This is a genomic window from Paenibacillus phyllosphaerae (assembly GCF_014192105.1).
Lineage (GTDB): Bacteria > Bacillota > Bacilli > Paenibacillales > Paenibacillaceae > Paenibacillus_Z > Paenibacillus_Z phyllosphaerae.
The window spans coordinates 318,252-335,239 of sequence record NZ_JACHXK010000006.1; the positions used below are offsets into that span (position 1 = coordinate 318,252).

A 16,988-nucleotide genomic window follows, 5' to 3' on the forward strand; every position below is an offset into this window, starting at 1 on the left:
GCGACTTTAATTCATCAAGATGCGATCAGCATGCTCAAAAAAACAAGCCGCACTTTTTTTATACCTATTAGCCGATTGGAAGCCGGCCTTCAAGAGGCGGTAACCGCGGCTTATCTATGTATGCGTGCGATCGACGAGATTGAGGATCATACGGATATTCCGGATGACCTCAAGACGGAGCTGCTCTTCGCGCTCCATGCCGCGCTTCAATCCGCGGAACCGATTGAAGAGATCAAGCGTATTCTGGCTCCGCACAAGGACGTGCTGCCTGAGGTCACGATGCAGCTGCACGAGTGGGCCCGGCTGTGTCCGCCATCGATCGCGCCGACCGTATACCGTTATACGGCGCGGATGGCCGAAGATATGGGGAACTGGGTGAAGCATAAGTGGGTGATCCGCACGGAACAGGATCTGGATCGGTATACATATAGCGTAGCAGGAATGGTAGGCGAGATGCTGTCAGAGCTGTGGACGTGGTTCGACGGGACGAAGTCCGATCTGGTTAAGGCCGCGAACTTCGGCCGCGGTCTGCAAGCGGTCAACATTTTGCGCAACCGCGATGAAGACCTGGAACGCGGCGTCGACTTCTTCCCGGAAGGCTGGGGCAAGAAGGAAATGATGGCGTATACGAAGCGCAATCTCGCTCAGGCTGATGCCTATGTGGCAGATCTGCAGGATGGGCCAGCGCGTTCCTTCTGCAAAATTCCGCTCGCGCTCGCGCATGCTACCGTCAAGGTGCTCGCGGTCGGCGGGAACAAGCTGACTCGCGATTCCGTGCTTCGGATTGTCGGACGAGTCATCGGCTAATTGCCCAAAAGCGCTGATAGGATGAATACGTTACACATAAGGCTCCCGACCGCCCCGTATTGGCGGTTATAGGGGGTCTTTTTTTTGGCGCATCGACTTGCATCTGTGCACCTGCCAACATTTGGGCACCTTCCTGTATTAACGCGCCGGACTCGTAATGTCGATATAGTAATCACATCATGTGTGAAGTTTATCCGTACAGGGGAAGAAGGACTAGAGGAATGGCGATGGTTCCGTTCAAATTATCGAAAGAACGTATACAGCAAATATTGGCCTATATCTTGCTAGGTGCGGCGGCTCTCCTAAGTCTTGCCTATCCATTTAAGCTGGCATTGGGCATTGATTTGTTTATAAGCAGCGTATTTACCTTGCTTACGCTGAGGGTATTCGGCTGGAAGCCGGCGCTGGCACAGTTTCTGATCGTGCATGCCGCGGGGGTAAATGCGTTTCACGAACCGCTCTTGATGGCGGCGCTCTCGCTGATCGAGCTGGCGGCTGCTGCCTTGTGGTTATCCAGAAGACCGGACGGCATTCTTATTCCTACCATCGCGGTATGGCTGGCGATCGGGATTCCTGCCATTTTGCTAGGATATCGATTAAGCGAAGAAGAGATCGGTCCGCTGCTCATGCTTCATCTGACCATTAGGGTCATTAACAAGTCCTTTAACGCGCTTGTGGCGGATATTTGCTACAAATCTTTGCCATTCCTGCGTAACCGCAACGAGAGCAGGATCCGGCTGTCTGGCATGCTCCTCGAATTGACGATCTTCAGCATCATCGGCTCCGCCTTCTTGTTCGTCTTGAACACGGGCAAGATCGCCGAGCAGAATATGACCGCTTCGATTCAGCAAGAAGCAGACGCCGCTGCAGCGACGATTCGGGATTCTTACTCGCATTGGACGGAGGAGGAGCGGCAAGCGATCCAGCTTCGCAGCCTGCTTCAACTGGGTTATCTAAGTGAGATCATTCGGACCTCGACGTCGATTGCAACCGAGCAAGCGGCCCTGTTCAATGAACAGGGGATGATCATCCGCAGCTTTCATTTTAACGAAGATACGCAGCCGGTCGATTGGCTTACCGAAGGTGGATGGAACCGCGTATCCGATTCGTTGTACAGATGGGAACGGTTCGATTCCCTATACGATCTCCCCGGCAGTTATTTGCGCAATACCTTCTTCATCTATGAGCTGAAACTGTCCGGCCTGATCATCTACGTGCACCTATCGTCGGAGAAATATATCCAGGAAGCCGTGCTGTATTACGTCTCCCAATCGTTCAATGTGCTGTACATGGCCCTCACGATCGGCCTCTTCAGTTTGTTCCTCCATCGTTTCATTCTCTTGTCGATCCGTAGGCTCGTGAATATTACGACGGATTTGCCGCAGCGGATGAAGAGCGGCAGGCAGATTGACTGGTTCCCATCCAATATCGAGGAGATCCATCTGCTTATTCAGAATATCTCGCTCGTGACGCAGCAGCTGAAGCAGATGCTCGGCGAGTCGAAGGAACAGGCCAATCTCGATATGCTGACAGGCCTTGCGAACCGAAGGCATTTCAACGAGTTTATCGTCGAGGCCGTGGAACGTGCCGTCGCAGACGAAAGCTGCGCAGCCTTGATGTTTATTGATCTGGACCGCTTCAAGCCGGTCAACGACAAGTATGGCCATGCGGCGGGCGATGAACTGCTAAGACAGGTGGCCGGCCGCTTAAGCGCGATGTCAGGTCAAGGAACGTTCGCGGCGCGGCTCGGCGGCGATGAATTCGTGCTCGTCATCATGGATACGAATCCTCATGCAACGGACATGCTGGCCTTCAAGGTAAGAGAGGCATTGGAAACTCCGTTCGAGATCGATGGACACCAGCTTCACATTGGGGGCAGTATCGGCATCGCGATGATTCCAAGTGACGGTGAGGATGCGGATACCGTAGTCAAGCATGCGGATATGGCGATGTATGCAGCCAAGCAGCAACGTGATGGCGCATACCGCTTTTATGCCGATCTGAAAGGCCAGTCTGTGTTCTCCAAGCCCGAGCTGCTGGCTGAATTGAAGATGGCGCTCGATAACAAGGAGCTGATGCTCCATTATCAGCCCATCGTGGATCTGGCAGCTGGCCGAATCGTCAAGGTGGAAGCATTGGCAAGATGGCAGCACCGCGAACATGGCTGGATCTCCCCGTTGGAATTCATTCCTGCGGCCGAGAAGGGCGGTTTGATGGGCAGACTGGGCGAGCATGTGCTGATCGAAGCGTGCAATCAAATCATGGCCTGGCGTGATCTTCATGATCAGCCGATATCCATCACGATTAATCTATCCAAGAGCCAGCTTGCCAAGTATGAGGCAGCGGCTTGTATCGAGCGCGTGTTGGAAGAGACGGGGATTTCGCCGAACTTCATCGAAGTTGAAGTGACGGAGGAGGTATTCGCGGAAGATTACGAGCCGCTCTTGCAGGCGCTGAACCGGTTGAAGCGTATGGGAATCCGCATCTGGCTCGATGACTTCGGTACCGGATATTCGTCGCTTCATATGCTGCATCTGCTGCCGATCGACGGTCTGAAGCTGGATCGTGCTTTTGTCCATCGACTGTCGGAAGAGCCTGCGAGACTTGCCACGGTACGCACGATCGTGGCGCTGGCCCGCAATCAGGGCTTGGCGATTATCGGCGAAGGCGTGGAACAACCGGAAGAAGAGGCGATACTGTTGGAAAGCGGCTGCACGCTGCAGCAGGGGTATTATCATGGTCAGCCAATGACGGCCATGCAGATAACAGAGAAGCTTAGAACGGCTGGGAGGTGAATGTCATACCGATTCGAATGAAATGGCGATCGACCGTGTTGGGCATACCTATGGCAATGGTCTTGGCAGTAACCGTGCTGTTATCCGGTTGTCATCTGAACGGGTCTGAAGGCCCCCAAGCCTTGCAGGGGCTAGAACAATCGGCAGTAGACAGCGAGGACAAGAGCTTGCTGATCCTGTCCACTATCGAAGAGCAGCATGCCATCGTGGAAGGATATAAGCAGCGCTATCCGGATATTACGGTCAATTGGGAATTGGTGAAGAACGAGGCTATGATGGAACGGCTGGCGGAACGTCCGTTTCCCGACTTGATTATCGCGAATAATGGTCTCGCGGGCCAACTGGCCGGGCTTGACTTATTCGAAGACCTCAACTTGCCCGAGTATGAAGGCAGCCATTCGATTACGAAGCAGTGGTATCCCGGGCTGCCGCTAGCGCCGTTCTTATCCATGAATGGCCAGTCGCTGATCGCGATTCCGAAGGACTACCCGATGTTCGCTACTTTTTACCGGGCCGATTTGATGGAGCGATACGGCTTCCCTTCCGAGCCAGATGCGCTAGCGTCATATATGGAGGATCCCCAGCAATGGTTGGAGATGGCTGAAGCACTGAAGGCGCAGGGACATTATATCATTGGATTTCCATCGGATGTGCTTCAGATCAGCACAAAGGGAAGGGGCTTCTTTGACCCTGAAGGCAATTATGTCAGGAACGATCCTGAACTCGCGAAGCTGGCTGAGGTGATGTTCGAGGTGGAGCGGAAGAAGCTTGCCGCTTTCGCGAATATCTGGGATGAGAAAGGGCAGCAGGCGTTACGGGACGATAGCCTGATCATGCTGTACATGGGAGAATGGGGGCTTGACCTGGTCAAGCAATGGGATCCCGAACATGCCGATCAGTGGCGGATGACGAGACTGCCATTCCATGCCTATGCCGTCGATGGCGGAAATTCGTTCTGGATGATGAGGTCGGGCACGAACAAAGAAGCCGCATGGCGTTATATCGCTTTCTCCATGGAGGCTGAGGCGCCTTACCGGGAAAGTCTGGCAAGCTGGAAATGGATGGGCAGCATGGGGGAAATGTGGCCATCGCCGCTTGACGAAGAGGCGAGCACGCTCTGGATGCAATCAATGCAACGGCCTGTGCAGGTTGGCTATACAGGCGAACAATTGCTGCAAGATATCGAGGCGAGAATTCGTAAGGAGATGGGCGCAGACCTGCGCGTCCTGCAAAGCATGATCGAGTAATATCACCGTCGATGGAGCGTCTGTCATATGACAGATTGTGCAGGTGATCAGCAATTCTGGTGACACTTCCGATGACTCCGGTAACTGTCGGCATGACAGCCTGAAAACGTACGATAAGCGTGTAAGGCATGTTGACGACAGAAAGGGAGAGATTGAGGATGAACAAATTTCGCAAACGTATCGCGCTTGGCGTCTTGACGATCGCGCTGGCAACCGGAGGCAGTTTATCTGCCGCTCCTAGCAAGGCGGACGCAATGCCTGCGCCATGTGACAGCATCATGGATTGTATTCATACGGCGCACTGGTATTATTTCTTGCGTTAATCGCGCGGGGAACGATAAGCAAAGAGCAGGTCAGCATGCTGACCTGCTCTTAGTCTTCGATAAGTATATCCGCTTCGGCCTCGGCGATCAGCTTCTTGCTGTCGATGAGTTTCTTCTTGAAAAATCCTTCTTCGTGCGTCATCGGCTCTTCGCTGAATCGAATCGTCACATTGCTGAGCGACACGTCCGCGTCTTCGTTCTCGAGCACTTCGCTGCCGAACTCGTCCGTTATGTTGTCGAGCGCTTTGCGTTTGACGTAGAGCGCGGCTTCTTCTTTCACCGAGGGTTTGTCGCGCTGGAATACTTCGGCCGAGATTTTACCGCTATGAATGTGACGTTTGAAAGGCAGGGGAATCATCTCCTTTGGCACATAATTTCCCCCAGGCTTGCTGTTGTTATGCTATATGGTCAGGAGGCGTAACGGTGGCTACGCATCGCTTCTAGTATGAGTAGATCAAGCTGTTCACTGAAATCAATGACATCGGGATGCAGCAAATTCATTTGGTGCTGCTGCGCAGCATCGATCATCTTCGCGCGCATTTGCACGATCTGCGAATCCAAATCCGTCATCTGGGCACCATTCCCTTCAATCTTCTATGGAATGAAACGCGCCTGCGCCATCAAAGACCGCGAAAGCCGTTTCACCTTGTAAGGTGAGCTCAGTATATATCGAATTTGTGAGAAATATATGAGGAGAATATGAGCTTATGATTTAAGTACCCCCATACGTCGAAGATAAACCATATCCTTACAGAATTAGGCAGAAAATATGGCGAATTGTTGCTTATCGTCCCACCGTGTACAAATCATGCTATAATGGCTCAAAGGTATTGGGAGGACGACAAGTGGCAAAAGCAAAAGTACCCAAGCGCCCGACGCGCGATGAATTCGTGCTGGAGGAGCTTGGCAATCAGCTGGTGGAAGCTTATCAGGAGAAATCGGAGATTTTGTTGACGGTATGGGGACGCGAGGAGCAGGTAAGAGGAACGATCGTAACGATGGATTCGCGGACCGGCAAAGTTCATGTCGAACATGTCGGCGCAGTGTCGAAAGTACCGTTCATGGATATTATGCGGGTGGACTACCCCCGCTACTAACATCAGGAAGCACATAGCAGAAGGATACGGCCGGCGGCATGAGCCCGCGTATCTTCCGCCATGTGCTTTTTTTCATAGGTACACGCGTCGAATCTATTCGCTGCCTTCCGCCATCAGCAGCGTCAACTTGCTCTCCGTATTCGTGTCCGGTGCCGGCGTGTAGATGCTGCATCTCAGATCATAGCTCCCATGGACCTGCAGCGACGTTAACTGGAATAACATCTTCCTTGCTTTGGCATGCCGGAATTCGAGCAGCACCTCAGGGGCAAAACTGACGTCGCTGCTCTCCCATAGGCGGTCAAAATCCGGATGCGCCGCTTTCATCTCGGAGAGAAACTGTTCGTACCATCCATCGTCCACGTACTGGCCGTAATAGGCGCGAAACATCGATAGAAAGCCGCTGGCGAATTGTTCCCAATTGACCGCTAGCCGCTTGAATTCCCGGCGGGTAAACAGCAGCTGGATCATATTCCGCTGTTCCGGCGGTATCTGCTCGAAATCCATGAATACGTGGGAGGCTGCTTCGTTCCAGCCGACGATGTAGCAGCGGCGGTCGGAGACGATGACCGGACAGCTGCGCAGCTCCTGCATGATTTTACGCAGCGAAGGGCTAATCTGCGGATCTTCCTCCTTCGGCAGCCTAAGGGCAGGTCCGTTCTCATGGGCAAGCGAGAACAGGTATTTGCGCTCATCGGCCGTGAGCTGCAGCGCGCTTGCAATGCAATCGAGCACGGAGGCCGACGCTTTAATGTCGCGGCCTTGCTCGAGCCATGTATACCAGGTCGCGCTTACGCCGGCTAGCTGCGCGACTTCTTCTCTGCGCAAGCCTGGCGTGCGTCTTCGCGTGCCTTCGGGCAATCCGGCAGCGGCCGGGGTCAGTCGGGAACGCGCGTTTTTCAGGAAAGTAGACAATGCTTGAAGCCTGGTTTGATGATTCATACTCGATTCCTCCGTCGACCTTATTCTGGTAGTAATTATACTAGGATAAACTACAACTTGTAATAGGATACTTGGCATGGCAAGATAGCTCCATTAAGGTTGATCTGGAGGAGATATGCATGGAGAGAGTCGTCATAACAGGTATGGGAGCCATTACGCCGCTTGGCAATACTGTCGAGGAGCTATGGTCGAATTTGGTACAGGGGCGCTCAGGCGTTTCCTTGATCGATACGTTCCCAACCGACAATCATAAGGTGAAAATCGCAGCAGTGGTCCGTGATTTCGATGCGCCAAGTCTGCTTGGTACGAAGGAAGCCAGAAGAATGGACCGGTTCTGCCAATTCGCGGTTGCCGCCGCGGATCTTGCCGTTCGCGATGCCGGGCTCGACCTGGATCAGACGGATAGAGAGCGGGTCGGCGTCTACGTCGGCTCCGGGATCGGCGGCATTCGGACGCTGCAGGACCAGCAGGACACATTGCGTACACGCGGCCCAGGCAGAGTGAGCCCGACGCTTGTTCCGATGATGATCTCGAATATGGCCGCGGCGATGATCAGCATGAAGTTCGGGGTATATGGACCGACATTATCGCCCGTCACCGCGTGCTCCATCGGCAACACCGCCATCGGGGAGGCCTTCCACCGGATTCAATCCGGCAGGACGGACGTGATCCTTGCAGGCGGGGCGGAATCGGCCGTTACCGACATTGCGCTCGCCAGTTTCGCCAATGCGACGGCAATATCGTCGCGCAATGACGATCCTGCGGGGGCAAGCCGGCCATTCGACCGTAATCGGGACGGATTCGTCATGGGCGAGGGAGCGGGCATCCTTGTGCTCGAATCGCTCACCCACGCCGAACGTCGCGGTGCACGTATCTATGCGGAGGTCATCGGCTATGGGGCAAGCTCGGACGCCTATCACATGGTAGCGACGCATCCGGAGGGGACGGGCGCTTACAGAGCGATGCGGGAAGCGCTGAGAGATGCGGAATTGGACGTCAGCCAAGTGGACGTCATCAGCGCTCATGCGACCAGTACCGAACTCGGTGACCGGTCTGAGACCGCAGCAATCAAGCGCGTGTTCGGCGAAGCCGCTTACCGCGTGCCGGTAACGGCGAATAAGTCGATGCTTGGACATTTGCTCGGAGCGGCCGGTGGCGTAGAGGCGATCGCGCTCGTGAAGTCGTTGCAAGAAGACGTTATCCCGCCGACGATTAATCTTCGCGAGGCTGAGCCGGAGTGCGATTTGGATTATGTGCCGAATACGGCTCGGGAGGCGCAGCTTAAGATCGGGATCTCGAATTCATTCGGGTTTGGCGGGCATAACGCGGTTATCGTTCTGAAGAAGTTTAATTAGCAGGTGAGAACATTACGTCCGGACGTCGGTCCACTAGAACAAAAGAGCAGCTCGAGTGCGCTTGGCACCTTGAGCTGCTATTCGTCATTTGAACGGCTTGCTAGAGGTCCGTTCACTTAAAATCATGCAGGAAGACCATTCCGTTCACATAGCGCCTTGCCAGCGAATTAAAACTTGCCGTATGGACGGCGATAATCGAGACGTGTATAGCATTCTTCAGCACCTCTTGACCTTCTCTGCCGGTAGCGGGGCAACGCCGTATGGCGAACTCATGCGCGGCCTCATCCAGCATCTGGTCCCACTTGGTAATGAAATCCTGGCGCGTGCCGGAGTAATTCTTGTAACGCTCGTCCAACACTTCATACAGTTCCGCGTATGCGGAGTAGAAATCGAGCGGCGTGACGCCCTGTTTCAATTCCCCGATCGTTGATCCAAATACAATTGTCAGCATCTTGCGTATCGAGTCGTAATCGAGCGCCGATCGAAGATCCTCGATGATGAAGAACAACGCGACCTGCTGCAGGGAATATTTCTTGCCGTCTTCGGGCTGTCCAATCAATTCCTTGAAGTCACGCTTCACCCAGTTCTGTATAGAGGTTACGCTAAAATGGGTAAACTCTACCTGCGCTCCGAGCGCAACGATATCGCTTAAAGAAAAGGCGGGTTTAATCGCCGACTTAATCATTTTCTCGAATAGGGAAGGGAGTGTCGTGCCCAGGAAGGCGGTCATCGATTTCCCTTGCTCCAAGTCCCGCTCATGCTGAATGCGCCATATGTCTTGCAAGATGGCGAGCGGAGATTTACCCAGCTGACCATTAAGCGATAAGAGCAGATCAGCCATGTCTTTGCGTCTAAAAGTTAATGTTTCCAATGCGGCTTCACCTCGCTTTACGATCGAACGGTTTTTATGAACTCATCATAAATTGCGGCTACGGCGATGTCAAAAGGAAAGATTCGAAGAGAATGCCCTGTTCACCGGGTGATTCCTCCTTATTAATGCTGAATTAAACGAAAACGGTCCAAAACAAACTTTGTGCTCTGAACCTGTTTTCTATAGAATGGTTCATAAGAACCGGTTATAAGAACAACTCAAAAACAAAAGGATGATTGGGATGGTTTTGAATTTATTTCTAGTTGCATTGCTCATATTACTGACCGCCTTTTTCGTAGCAACCGAATTCGCGATCATTAAGCTGCGTCCTAGCCGCGTGGATCAAATGGTGATCGAAGGCAAAAAGAACGCGCTTGCTGTACAGAAGGTTACGACTAACCTGGATGCATACCTCTCTGCCTGTCAGTTAGGGATCACGATTACAGCACTCGCACTTGGTTGGTTGGGTGAACCGACGGTCGAAGCTTTGCTCCATCCCATTTTCGAACAATTAAACGTAAGTGAGAGCTTGGCGCATATTCTGTCGTTCGGTATTGCCTTCGTCTTGATGACTTACTTGCACGTTGTACTGGGCGAGCTTGCCCCGAAGTCGCTTGCGATTCAGAAGGCCGAACAAATCACGGTCATCTGCGCACCGATTATTATCGTCTTCCACAAAGTTATGTTTCCGTTCATCTGGTTGCTTAACGGTTCCGCGAACACAATGATCAAGCTGTTCGGCATGAAGCCGGCGAGCGAGCATGAAGAAGCCCACTCGGAAGAAGAAATCCGTATTATTCTGTCCGAGAGCTATGAGAGCGGCAAGATCAACAAGACGGAATTCGGTTATGTGAACCGGATCTTCACCTTCGACGAGCTGTTGGCCCGCGAGATTATGATCCCGCGTACCGATATGGTCTGCTTGTATGCGGATAAGACGTTGACTGAGAACATGAGCATCATTAAGAAAGAGCAGTACACTCGTTTCCCGGTTGCCAAGGAAAGCAAAGATAACATCATCGGTATCATCAATACGAAGCAATTTTTCTTAAGCTATGATAACAATCCTAACTTTGACTTCAGCGCGCTGCTTCAGCCTGTCATGACCGTTCCGGAAGTGATGCCGATCAAACGATTGCTGACCAAGATGCAGCAGGAACAAGTGCATATCGCGTTATTGCTGGACGAATACGGCGGTACTTCAGGCCTTATTACAATCGAGGACATTCTCGAAGAGATCGTCGGCGAGATCCGCGACGAGTTCGATAAGGACGAGAAACGGGATATCGAGATGCTCGAGCCGGACCGTTATATGGTCAAAGGCACGGTGCTTGTAGATGAGCTGAATTACATTCTTCAGACGGATATTCAGCATGATGAGGTCGACTCGATCGGCGGATGGCTCTACAGCCAACAGCCGGAGCTTCAGAAGGGCGAGCCATGGGATTACGAGAATCTGACCTTCATCATTCGCGAGAAGGAAAGACACCGTATCCGCAAGATCGAGATTCTGAAGAAGCATACGCAGAACGTGTAATCATGAACGAAGAACGTTAGACAACCGAAGACTTACAAGGAACCTTTGCACCGTTATTGGTGATGAAGGTTCTTTTTTCTTCCTATTTTCAAACTTTGGCGCGTATCCACGTTCTTGAAGCAGCTTGCCCCAACATAAGCTATATGTTAGTAGCCACAAGTAACCATGCTAACATTCATAAGCAAAGGGGCACGCTTATGCGATATGATTGTGCGATTGTAGGGGGCGGTCCGGCCGGCTTGAACGCGGCGCTCGTACTCGGCAGATCCAGGCGCGGCACGATTCTGCTAGATAACAATAAACCGCGCAACGCGGTCACTCATGCCTCTCACGGATTCCTGACGCGAGATGGGGTGCGGCCTGCTGATTTCCGCCGTATGGCGCAGGAGGAGATTCGCGGCTATCCCTCCGTCGTAACCAAAGAGTGTGAGATCACGCATATTGCCAGGTTGACGGATGGGTTCTTGGTCTCGACGGCACAGGGGGAATACGTGCAAGCCTCGAAAATCATCCTGGCAACCGGACTTAAAGAATCGTTCCCCGATATTCCCGGTTTCACCGAACTTTATGGCCGGAGTCTATTCAACTGTCCCTATTGCGACGGTTATGAGATGCAGGATCAGCCGATCGTCCTTGTCTCGGAAGGAGCATCGGCCTATCATACCGCTAAGCTGCTGCTGAATTGGAGCCGCAATCTGGTCGTCTGCACCAATTGGCACGCGAATTTATCGCCGGATCAACAACAACAGCTGTACCGGCAAGGCGTCCAGGTGAATATGATGCCGATCGATGCGTTCGTCGGTTCCGAAGGCCAGCTTGCCGGCGTACGATTCAAGGACGGCAGCTTCATCCAGCGGTCGGGCGGCTTCGTTACGCCTCGCTTGTCGCAGCGGTCGGACTTTGGCGAACAACTCGGCTGCGCGCGCACCGAGTTCGGCGGCATCGTCACCGATTCTTACGGCAGAACGTCGGTGCCAGGGGTTTATGCGGCCGGGGACAGCGCGCTCGTGATGCCCTCGCAGCTGATTATCGCAGCGGCGGAAGGCAGCCGGGCGGCGATGGGCGTGAATTCGGATCTGATCGAAGAATGGTTCTACAGGTAGGCACCTGGGGTGGCGATCGCCGATTTTTAATTCCGAGTCGAAACATCTGAATTAGCACTAGACATTTTCAGTAAACGGCGCTATAGTTAAGTAAGTGAAAATGAAAAATCAAATATCGATCTTCGGGGTAGGGTGAGATTCCCAACCGGCGGTGAACCTCTTACGCAAGAGGAAGCCCGCGACTCCCTTTCCTGCTCGGCAGGCAGGGGACTGATTTGGTGAAATTCCAAAGCCGACGGTATAGTCCGGATGGTAGAAGATCAGAGGTAGACGTGCGCCTGTTATCGTTAACCAGGACGCAGGTTTGTTTGCTTACCTCATCTAGCCCCGTTTCGCGCACATGTGGTGCGGAACGGGGCTTTCTTACCGTGTGCCCTTAAGTTCAGAAGGGGTTAGAACGATGAACAATGTATCCACTGTAAGACCAAGCTTCAATGTAAGAAGACGTTTCATGCCCGAAATATGGCTTGTCGTCATCGGGGCCGCGCTATGGGGCGTAGACCCGCTGTTCCGCGTGTTGCTGCTGAAGTATCTCACTTCCACGCAGATCGTATTGCTCGAACACATCATCTTGTTCTTCTTCGCCGCTCCTGTCCTGATCAAGCGCCGGCACGAGTTATGGAACGTGCGATTGCTGCAGGTCGGCGCGCTGCTCTTCTTGTCCTGGGGCGGTTCGGCGATCGCGACGATCCTGTTCACCCAAGGCTTGGCGACTGGCGATTTGAACGCCGTCTTGCTGCTGCAGAAGCTGCAGCCGCTTATCGCGATCATTATGGCTCGTTATTTGCTGAAGGAACGTCTGCCGCAATACTTTGGCGTCCTCATCGCGCTTGCGCTTGTCGGTACGTATCTGCTCACCTTCGGCTGGTCGGTTCCCGACTTTGGTGCCGGGGCATTCGTACAGGTCGGCAGCTTATTATCGGTTGGCGCAGCCATTCTATGGGGCGGATCGACCGTAATGGGCCGGTATATGCTTGGCTCGATGTCGTATGAGACGGTGACTTCGCTCCGATTTATTCTGGCCTTGCCGCTGCTGCTGGTCATTACCGCCTCGGGCGGGGGCAGCTGGATCTTCCCGACTAACGGAGGCGAGCAGGCGTTAATGGCATTGAATATGATTCTGCAAGCGCTGCTGCCCGGGCTGCTAAGCCTGCTCCTGTACTACAAGGGGCTAAGTGTGGTGAAAGCCTCATACGCCACATTGGCGGAGCTCAGCTTCCCGATGGTCGGCGTCATTATTAACTGGATCGCATTCAACCAGATGATAACGACGGCACAGTTGACCGGCTTCGTGCTGATCTGGGCCACGCTATACATGATCTCCAAGCAACAGAGCGATGGGCCGTCAGCGCGTCTAAACTAACTTATGATCCGTCACCAGAGCCGTCCGTTATGGGTGGCTCTTTTTTGCCCATTACAGACCGAAGTTGATATACTTGAGGGAAAAAATAGGAGGGAAATGCGATGCATGATGTTATACATGACGCGTTCGAATTTGCGCTTGGGGAGGACTTGACGCTTCGCGGAGACGTTACTGTCTTGCCGGTCGGCGGTCCGAAGCCCGTGGTCATCTATCTACATGGCTTCAAGGGATTCAAGGATTGGGGATTCGGTCCTTATACGGCAGAACAGCTGGCGAAGAATGGATTCGCCGTCATCCGGTTTAACTTTACGCGCAACGGCGTCGCCGCGACGGATTTCGATGAACTGCACAAGTTCGGCGGCAATACATACGCCAGGGAACAGGCGGATCTTGCGGAGCTTCTCGATCGGCTGCTGGCCGGGGAACTCCCGTTTGCCGAAGAGTTGGATAGGACGCGGATCGCGCTCATCGGACACAGCCGAGGAGGCGGTAACGCGATCATCTTCGCTGCAGAGCATCCGGAGATTCGGGCCGTCGTTACTTGGAACGGGATTGCTCATGTGAATCTGTTCACGCCGGACTTCGAGCAGGAAGTACGGGCCAACGGCATCGGATACGTACCGAATGCGAGAACGAAGCAGCAGATGCCGATCCTTCCCGCATTCTTCGATGATGTGCACAACAATGCCGAGCGATTCGATATCGTGAAGGGGATCGCAGGGCTGCAGATTCCGGCGATGACCATTCAAGGCGACCAGGATAGCGAGCGATTGGTACGCGGTCATGAGCAGCTGCGCGCGGCCGCTCCACAGCAGGAGCATGTCACCATCGACGGGGCGAACCATACTTTCGGAGCCGTCCATCCCTTCACGGGAAGCACGCCGGAGCTGGAGCAGGCCTTGCATCATACGATCGACTTCTTGCGCGGCGCGCTCAGCTAGGCCAATAGTCAGGCGTCGTGCATCGCGGCGGGATTTGGTATACTGCTAAGAGATAAGTGTGCGCACTTATTCGATACATAACAGGAATAGCGAGGTACACCTATGATTCGATTCGGCATTATCGGCACCAATACGATTACGGAAAAATTCATCCAAGCGGCCAGGCAGGCGGAAGGCGCAGCGATCGCAGCCGTTTATTCCCGCAAAGAAGAGACGGCCGCGGCCTATGCGGACAAGCATGGCATCGAGCACCGGTTCACGAGCCTTGACGCAATGCTAGCTAGCGACGCCATTGATGCCGTCTATATCGCGAGTCCTACCGCTTATCATATGCAGCATGCGATCGCATGCATGGATGCGGGCAAGCATGTCCTATGCGAGAAGCCGGTCGCTTCCAATGACCGCGAGCTGAAGCTCATGATCGAAGCGGCGGAGCGCAATCAGGTGCTCTTCATGGAAGCGATGAAGTCGACGCTGACGCCGGCCTTCGCGGCGATTGCCGAGCAATTGCCGAAGATCGGCAAAGTGCGGCGTTATTTTGCAAGCTACTGCCAATATTCATCGCGTTACGATGCCTACAAGCGCGGCGAAGTGATGAACGCGTTCAAGCCGGATCTCTCCAACGGGGCGCTCATGGATATCGGCGTGTACGGCATCTATCCGGCCGTCGTCCTGTTCGGTCAACCAACCGGCGTAAAAGCGGAAGCATATATGCTTGAGTCCGGCGTTGACGGCGAAGGCAGCATGATTCTGAAATACGAGGACATGGACGCTGTCATTATGTACTCGAAGATCACGAATTCGCTCGTGCCTTCCGAGATTCAAGGGGAGAACGGCAATATTCTGATCGACCAGATCAGCGAACCGCGCCAAGTGCGCATTCATTATCGGGACGGCCGGGTCGAGGATATTAGCGTGGCCCATCAGATCGCGGACGTGATGATGTATGAGATCCAAGAGTTCGTGAACCTGATCCGCAGCGGCAAGACCGAGTCAACGGTCAACTCGCATGCGAATTCGCTTGCCGTGCAGGGTATCATGACGGAAGCCAGACAGCAATTCGGACTCGTATTTCCGGCGGACGCACGATAAGCGATCATGGCGCGTAACGGTGCTTCTAGCAGCTTCTTCATTGGGGAAGCTGCTTTTTCTATGCCTGCCGGACGCCAGGTCTCGCTCCATCCGGTACTATGCAAAGTTGGTACTTACTGCTTGCTGCTTGAGGGTCTATATTGAAAAAGCAGGAAGCACACGTAAGGGAGCTGCGAGGATCGCATGGAGATGAAGAAGCAGGGCGTTTCGAAGGTAGACATAATCGGCATTATTCTGCTCGTTGTCGTAAGTTTGCCGCCGCTGGCATGGATTGTTTTCTGGACGTATTTTACGCTGTCGATGACGCCTTAAGTCCGCTCGCGTTGCTGGCATAACGGACGGGCAGTCTTACATAGATATGATAATGGGAACGTAAGTCAGGTCGGCTGATTGGGTTGCGTTTACAGTAGATTGGGAACGCACCATTCAGCTGAGCCGAAAAATGGTGAGGAGTGCCGGCGCGAAGGAGCATGACGGATAGACATGGAGGTTGAAGCGATGAGTGCAGATCTGCTCATTCAGCTGCTCATGCTTGTCATCATGATCATCGAGCTGGCGAAGAAGTCTGACCGACCATAACGGTAAGAAACCCGGATTGCGTTGTTCGCGCGGTCCGGGTTTTCGTCTGTTTAACGGTCTAAATGGTTAATGGAGGATAGCTTTGTTCACGTTAAACATGGAAGCTCGTTAGTCTCGCCCGGCAGCTACGATGAGCTGAGCCAGCTTGGCAGGCTGGTGATAGGCTGGGACGAAGTGATCCCCGTGCCCCTTGATGAGGCGGAATTGGCCGAGGCGGCCGGACAAGTGCGGATGCCAGCTGTACGCTTCGTTTTGCGGGAGGACATTATCTTCGGTCAGGTACAAATAGCTCTTCGGGATGTTCAGCGAGAAAAATTTCTTCAGATCCAGCTTCTCCACGAGCGGTTTCGCGGGCTCCGAGATGGTCAACTTGTACAGCTGCTGCGCCGTATGATAGTCGGCCGTATTCACGAACGCATCCCTGAAGTAGGAGAAGGGCAGCGTGATCGTGAAGTCCTTCGAGTTGTTCGCAAGCTCTAAGAAGAACTTCTGCGCCTGCGGAGGAACGTTGTCGATCAGCGCCTCCCCGTCATTAACGACGAATGCATCCCAGAAGACGAGCCGTTTGATACGGTCAGGCACTTGCTCGGCTACCTTCTGGATGACCGACCCGCCGAAACTGTGCCCGACCAATACGAAGTCGCGCAGCTGATGGGCGAGTATGTAGTCCACCACGGATTTCGTAATGTCTGCGTGCGTGACGTCCTTGTTGGCATTCGGTCCGTGTCCGGCATATTCCGGCGCATGGACGGTGTGGCCCATCTGGCGGAGCGCTGCTGCGGTCCCGTTCCAGAAACCGGCATTGGCCCACGAACCGTGAATGAGCACGAACGTCATCGGCTGCGAACGGGCATAAGCATAAGAATAATTCAAGTCATTCAAGCGAATTCTCCTTTATACTCGTGATTAACTAGACTATGCTCCGAATCGCAGGGGTAT

17 protein-coding genes and 1 riboswitch are annotated in these 16,988 nt (G+C 53.5%); of the genes, 12 read left to right on the plus strand and 5 right to left on the minus strand.

From position 1 onward, the window contains the following. Positions 1-30 precede the first annotated feature (30 nt). From FHS18_RS16055 to FHS18_RS16070, 4 genes are all read left to right on the plus strand, one after another. Complete coding sequence (locus tag FHS18_RS16055) at positions 31-807, plus strand: squalene/phytoene synthase family protein (protein WP_183601074.1); 777 nt, start codon at positions 31-33, stop codon at positions 805-807. A 221-nt stretch (positions 808-1,028) separates the two neighbouring features. Further along, complete coding sequence (locus tag FHS18_RS16060; RefSeq protein WP_183601075.1) at positions 1,029-3,602, plus strand: putative bifunctional diguanylate cyclase/phosphodiesterase; 2,574 nt, start codon at positions 1,029-1,031, stop codon at positions 3,600-3,602. 50 nt (positions 3,603-3,652) lie between these two features. Further along, the gene (locus FHS18_RS16065; RefSeq protein WP_183601076.1) at positions 3,653-4,849 is read left to right on the plus strand and encodes an ABC transporter substrate-binding protein; all 1,197 of its coding nucleotides are present in this window, start codon (positions 3,653-3,655) and stop codon (positions 4,847-4,849) included. Between the two features lie 158 nt (positions 4,850-5,007). Next, positions 5,008-5,172 carry a hypothetical protein gene (locus FHS18_RS16070; protein WP_183601077.1) on the plus strand — a complete coding sequence of 55 codons (165 nt, stop codon included), beginning with the start codon at positions 5,008-5,010 and terminating at the stop codon, positions 5,170-5,172. Between the two features lie 49 nt (positions 5,173-5,221). On the opposite strand, the gene FHS18_RS16075 is transcribed toward FHS18_RS16070, so the two are convergent. After that, positions 5,222-5,542, minus strand: a complete 321-nt coding sequence (locus tag FHS18_RS16075; protein WP_183601078.1) for a hypothetical protein — start codon at positions 5,540-5,542, stop codon at positions 5,222-5,224. 38 nt (positions 5,543-5,580) lie between these two features. Beyond that, positions 5,581-5,742 (minus strand): Spo0E family sporulation regulatory protein-aspartic acid phosphatase, encoded by a 162-nt coding sequence (locus FHS18_RS16080; protein ID WP_183601079.1) that lies wholly within the window; start codon positions 5,740-5,742, stop codon positions 5,581-5,583. Between the two features lie 275 nt (positions 5,743-6,017). On the opposite strand from FHS18_RS16080, the gene FHS18_RS16085 reads away from it, so the two are divergent. After that, positions 6,018-6,269 carry a YolD-like family protein gene (locus FHS18_RS16085; RefSeq protein ID WP_183601080.1) on the plus strand — a complete coding sequence of 84 codons (252 nt, stop codon included), beginning with the start codon at positions 6,018-6,020 and terminating at the stop codon, positions 6,267-6,269. A 93-nt stretch (positions 6,270-6,362) separates the two neighbouring features. Here the strand turns inward: FHS18_RS16085 and FHS18_RS16090 are convergent, their stop codons facing one another. Next, on the minus strand, positions 6,363-7,208 hold the full coding sequence (locus FHS18_RS16090) for a helix-turn-helix transcriptional regulator (protein WP_183601081.1): 846 nt from the start codon (positions 7,206-7,208) through the stop codon (positions 6,363-6,365). 119 nt (positions 7,209-7,327) lie between these two features. Here FHS18_RS16090 and fabF point away from each other — a divergent pair, with 119 nt between their 5' ends. After that, the gene (gene fabF, locus FHS18_RS16095) at positions 7,328-8,563 is read left to right on the plus strand and encodes a beta-ketoacyl-ACP synthase II (RefSeq protein WP_183601082.1); all 1,236 of its coding nucleotides are present in this window, start codon (positions 7,328-7,330) and stop codon (positions 8,561-8,563) included. 112 nt (positions 8,564-8,675) lie between these two features. On the opposite strand, the gene FHS18_RS16100 is transcribed toward fabF, so the two are convergent. Beyond that, positions 8,676-9,434, minus strand: a complete 759-nt coding sequence (locus tag FHS18_RS16100) for a DUF1836 domain-containing protein (protein WP_183601083.1) — start codon at positions 9,432-9,434, stop codon at positions 8,676-8,678. Positions 9,435-9,675: 241 nt separating this feature from the next. Between FHS18_RS16100 and FHS18_RS16105 the strand changes: the two genes are divergently transcribed. The 6 genes from FHS18_RS16105 to FHS18_RS34935 all read left to right on the plus strand — a co-directional run bounded on the left by FHS18_RS16105 (position 9,676) and on the right by FHS18_RS34935 (position 15,782). Beyond that, positions 9,676-10,971 carry a hemolysin family protein gene (locus FHS18_RS16105; protein WP_183601084.1) on the plus strand — a complete coding sequence of 432 codons (1,296 nt, stop codon included), beginning with the start codon at positions 9,676-9,678 and terminating at the stop codon, positions 10,969-10,971. A 197-nt stretch (positions 10,972-11,168) separates the two neighbouring features. Then, complete coding sequence (locus FHS18_RS16110) at positions 11,169-12,074, plus strand: NAD(P)/FAD-dependent oxidoreductase (RefSeq protein WP_183601085.1); 906 nt, start codon at positions 11,169-11,171, stop codon at positions 12,072-12,074. A gap of 114 nt (positions 12,075-12,188) precedes the next feature. Next, positions 12,189-12,339: riboswitch (FMN riboswitch) on the plus strand. A gap of 135 nt (positions 12,340-12,474) precedes the next feature. After that, positions 12,475-13,437 carry a DMT family transporter gene (locus tag FHS18_RS16115; RefSeq protein ID WP_183601086.1) on the plus strand — a complete coding sequence of 321 codons (963 nt, stop codon included), beginning with the start codon at positions 12,475-12,477 and terminating at the stop codon, positions 13,435-13,437. Between the two features lie 101 nt (positions 13,438-13,538). Further along, positions 13,539-14,378: an alpha/beta hydrolase family protein gene (locus tag FHS18_RS16120; protein WP_183601087.1), complete on the plus strand. Its 840-nt coding sequence runs from the start codon at positions 13,539-13,541 to the stop codon at positions 14,376-14,378. Positions 14,379-14,480: 102 nt separating this feature from the next. Continuing rightward, positions 14,481-15,470, plus strand: coding sequence for a Gfo/Idh/MocA family protein (locus FHS18_RS16125; RefSeq protein WP_183601088.1), 990 nt, complete (start codon positions 14,481-14,483; stop codon positions 15,468-15,470). 183 nt (positions 15,471-15,653) lie between these two features. Next, positions 15,654-15,782: a hypothetical protein gene (locus FHS18_RS34935; protein ID WP_281378768.1), complete on the plus strand. Its 129-nt coding sequence runs from the start codon at positions 15,654-15,656 to the stop codon at positions 15,780-15,782. Positions 15,783-16,157: 375 nt separating this feature from the next. Here FHS18_RS34935 and FHS18_RS16130 read toward each other — a convergent pair whose 3' ends face one another. Beyond that, entirely contained in the window at positions 16,158-16,931 is a 774-nt protein-coding gene (locus FHS18_RS16130) for an alpha/beta hydrolase (protein ID WP_246427683.1), read from the minus strand. Positions 16,932-16,988: the final 57 nt, after the last annotated feature.

What these genes read in the sequence shown, in the direction of transcription:
- FHS18_RS16055 (WP_183601074.1), top strand. Translation starts at nt 31, where the DNA reads ATGCTCAAAAAAACAAGCCGCACTTTTTTTATACCTATTAGCCGATTG.
- FHS18_RS16060 (WP_183601075.1), top strand. Translation starts at nt 1,029, where the DNA reads ATGGCGATGGTTCCGTTCAAATTATCGAAAGAACGTATACAGCAAATA.
- FHS18_RS16065 (WP_183601076.1), top strand. Translation starts at nt 3,653, where the DNA reads ATGGCAATGGTCTTGGCAGTAACCGTGCTGTTATCCGGTTGTCATCTG.
- FHS18_RS16070 (WP_183601077.1), top strand. Translation starts at nt 5,008, where the DNA reads ATGAACAAATTTCGCAAACGTATCGCGCTTGGCGTCTTGACGATCGCG.
- FHS18_RS16080 (WP_183601079.1), bottom strand. Translation starts at nt 5,742, where the DNA reads ATGACGGATTTGGATTCGCAGATCGTGCAAATGCGCGCGAAGATGATC.
- FHS18_RS16090 (WP_183601081.1), bottom strand. Translation starts at nt 7,208, where the DNA reads ATGAATCATCAAACCAGGCTTCAAGCATTGTCTACTTTCCTGAAAAAC.
- fabF (WP_183601082.1), top strand. Translation starts at nt 7,328, where the DNA reads ATGGAGAGAGTCGTCATAACAGGTATGGGAGCCATTACGCCGCTTGGC.
- FHS18_RS16105 (WP_183601084.1), top strand. Translation starts at nt 9,676, where the DNA reads ATGGTTTTGAATTTATTTCTAGTTGCATTGCTCATATTACTGACCGCC.
- FHS18_RS16110 (WP_183601085.1), top strand. Translation starts at nt 11,169, where the DNA reads ATGCGATATGATTGTGCGATTGTAGGGGGCGGTCCGGCCGGCTTGAAC.
- FHS18_RS16115 (WP_183601086.1), top strand. Translation starts at nt 12,475, where the DNA reads ATGAACAATGTATCCACTGTAAGACCAAGCTTCAATGTAAGAAGACGT.
- FHS18_RS16120 (WP_183601087.1), top strand. Translation starts at nt 13,539, where the DNA reads ATGCATGATGTTATACATGACGCGTTCGAATTTGCGCTTGGGGAGGAC.
- FHS18_RS16125 (WP_183601088.1), top strand. Translation starts at nt 14,481, where the DNA reads ATGATTCGATTCGGCATTATCGGCACCAATACGATTACGGAAAAATTC.
- FHS18_RS34935 (WP_281378768.1), top strand. Translation starts at nt 15,654, where the DNA reads ATGGAGATGAAGAAGCAGGGCGTTTCGAAGGTAGACATAATCGGCATT.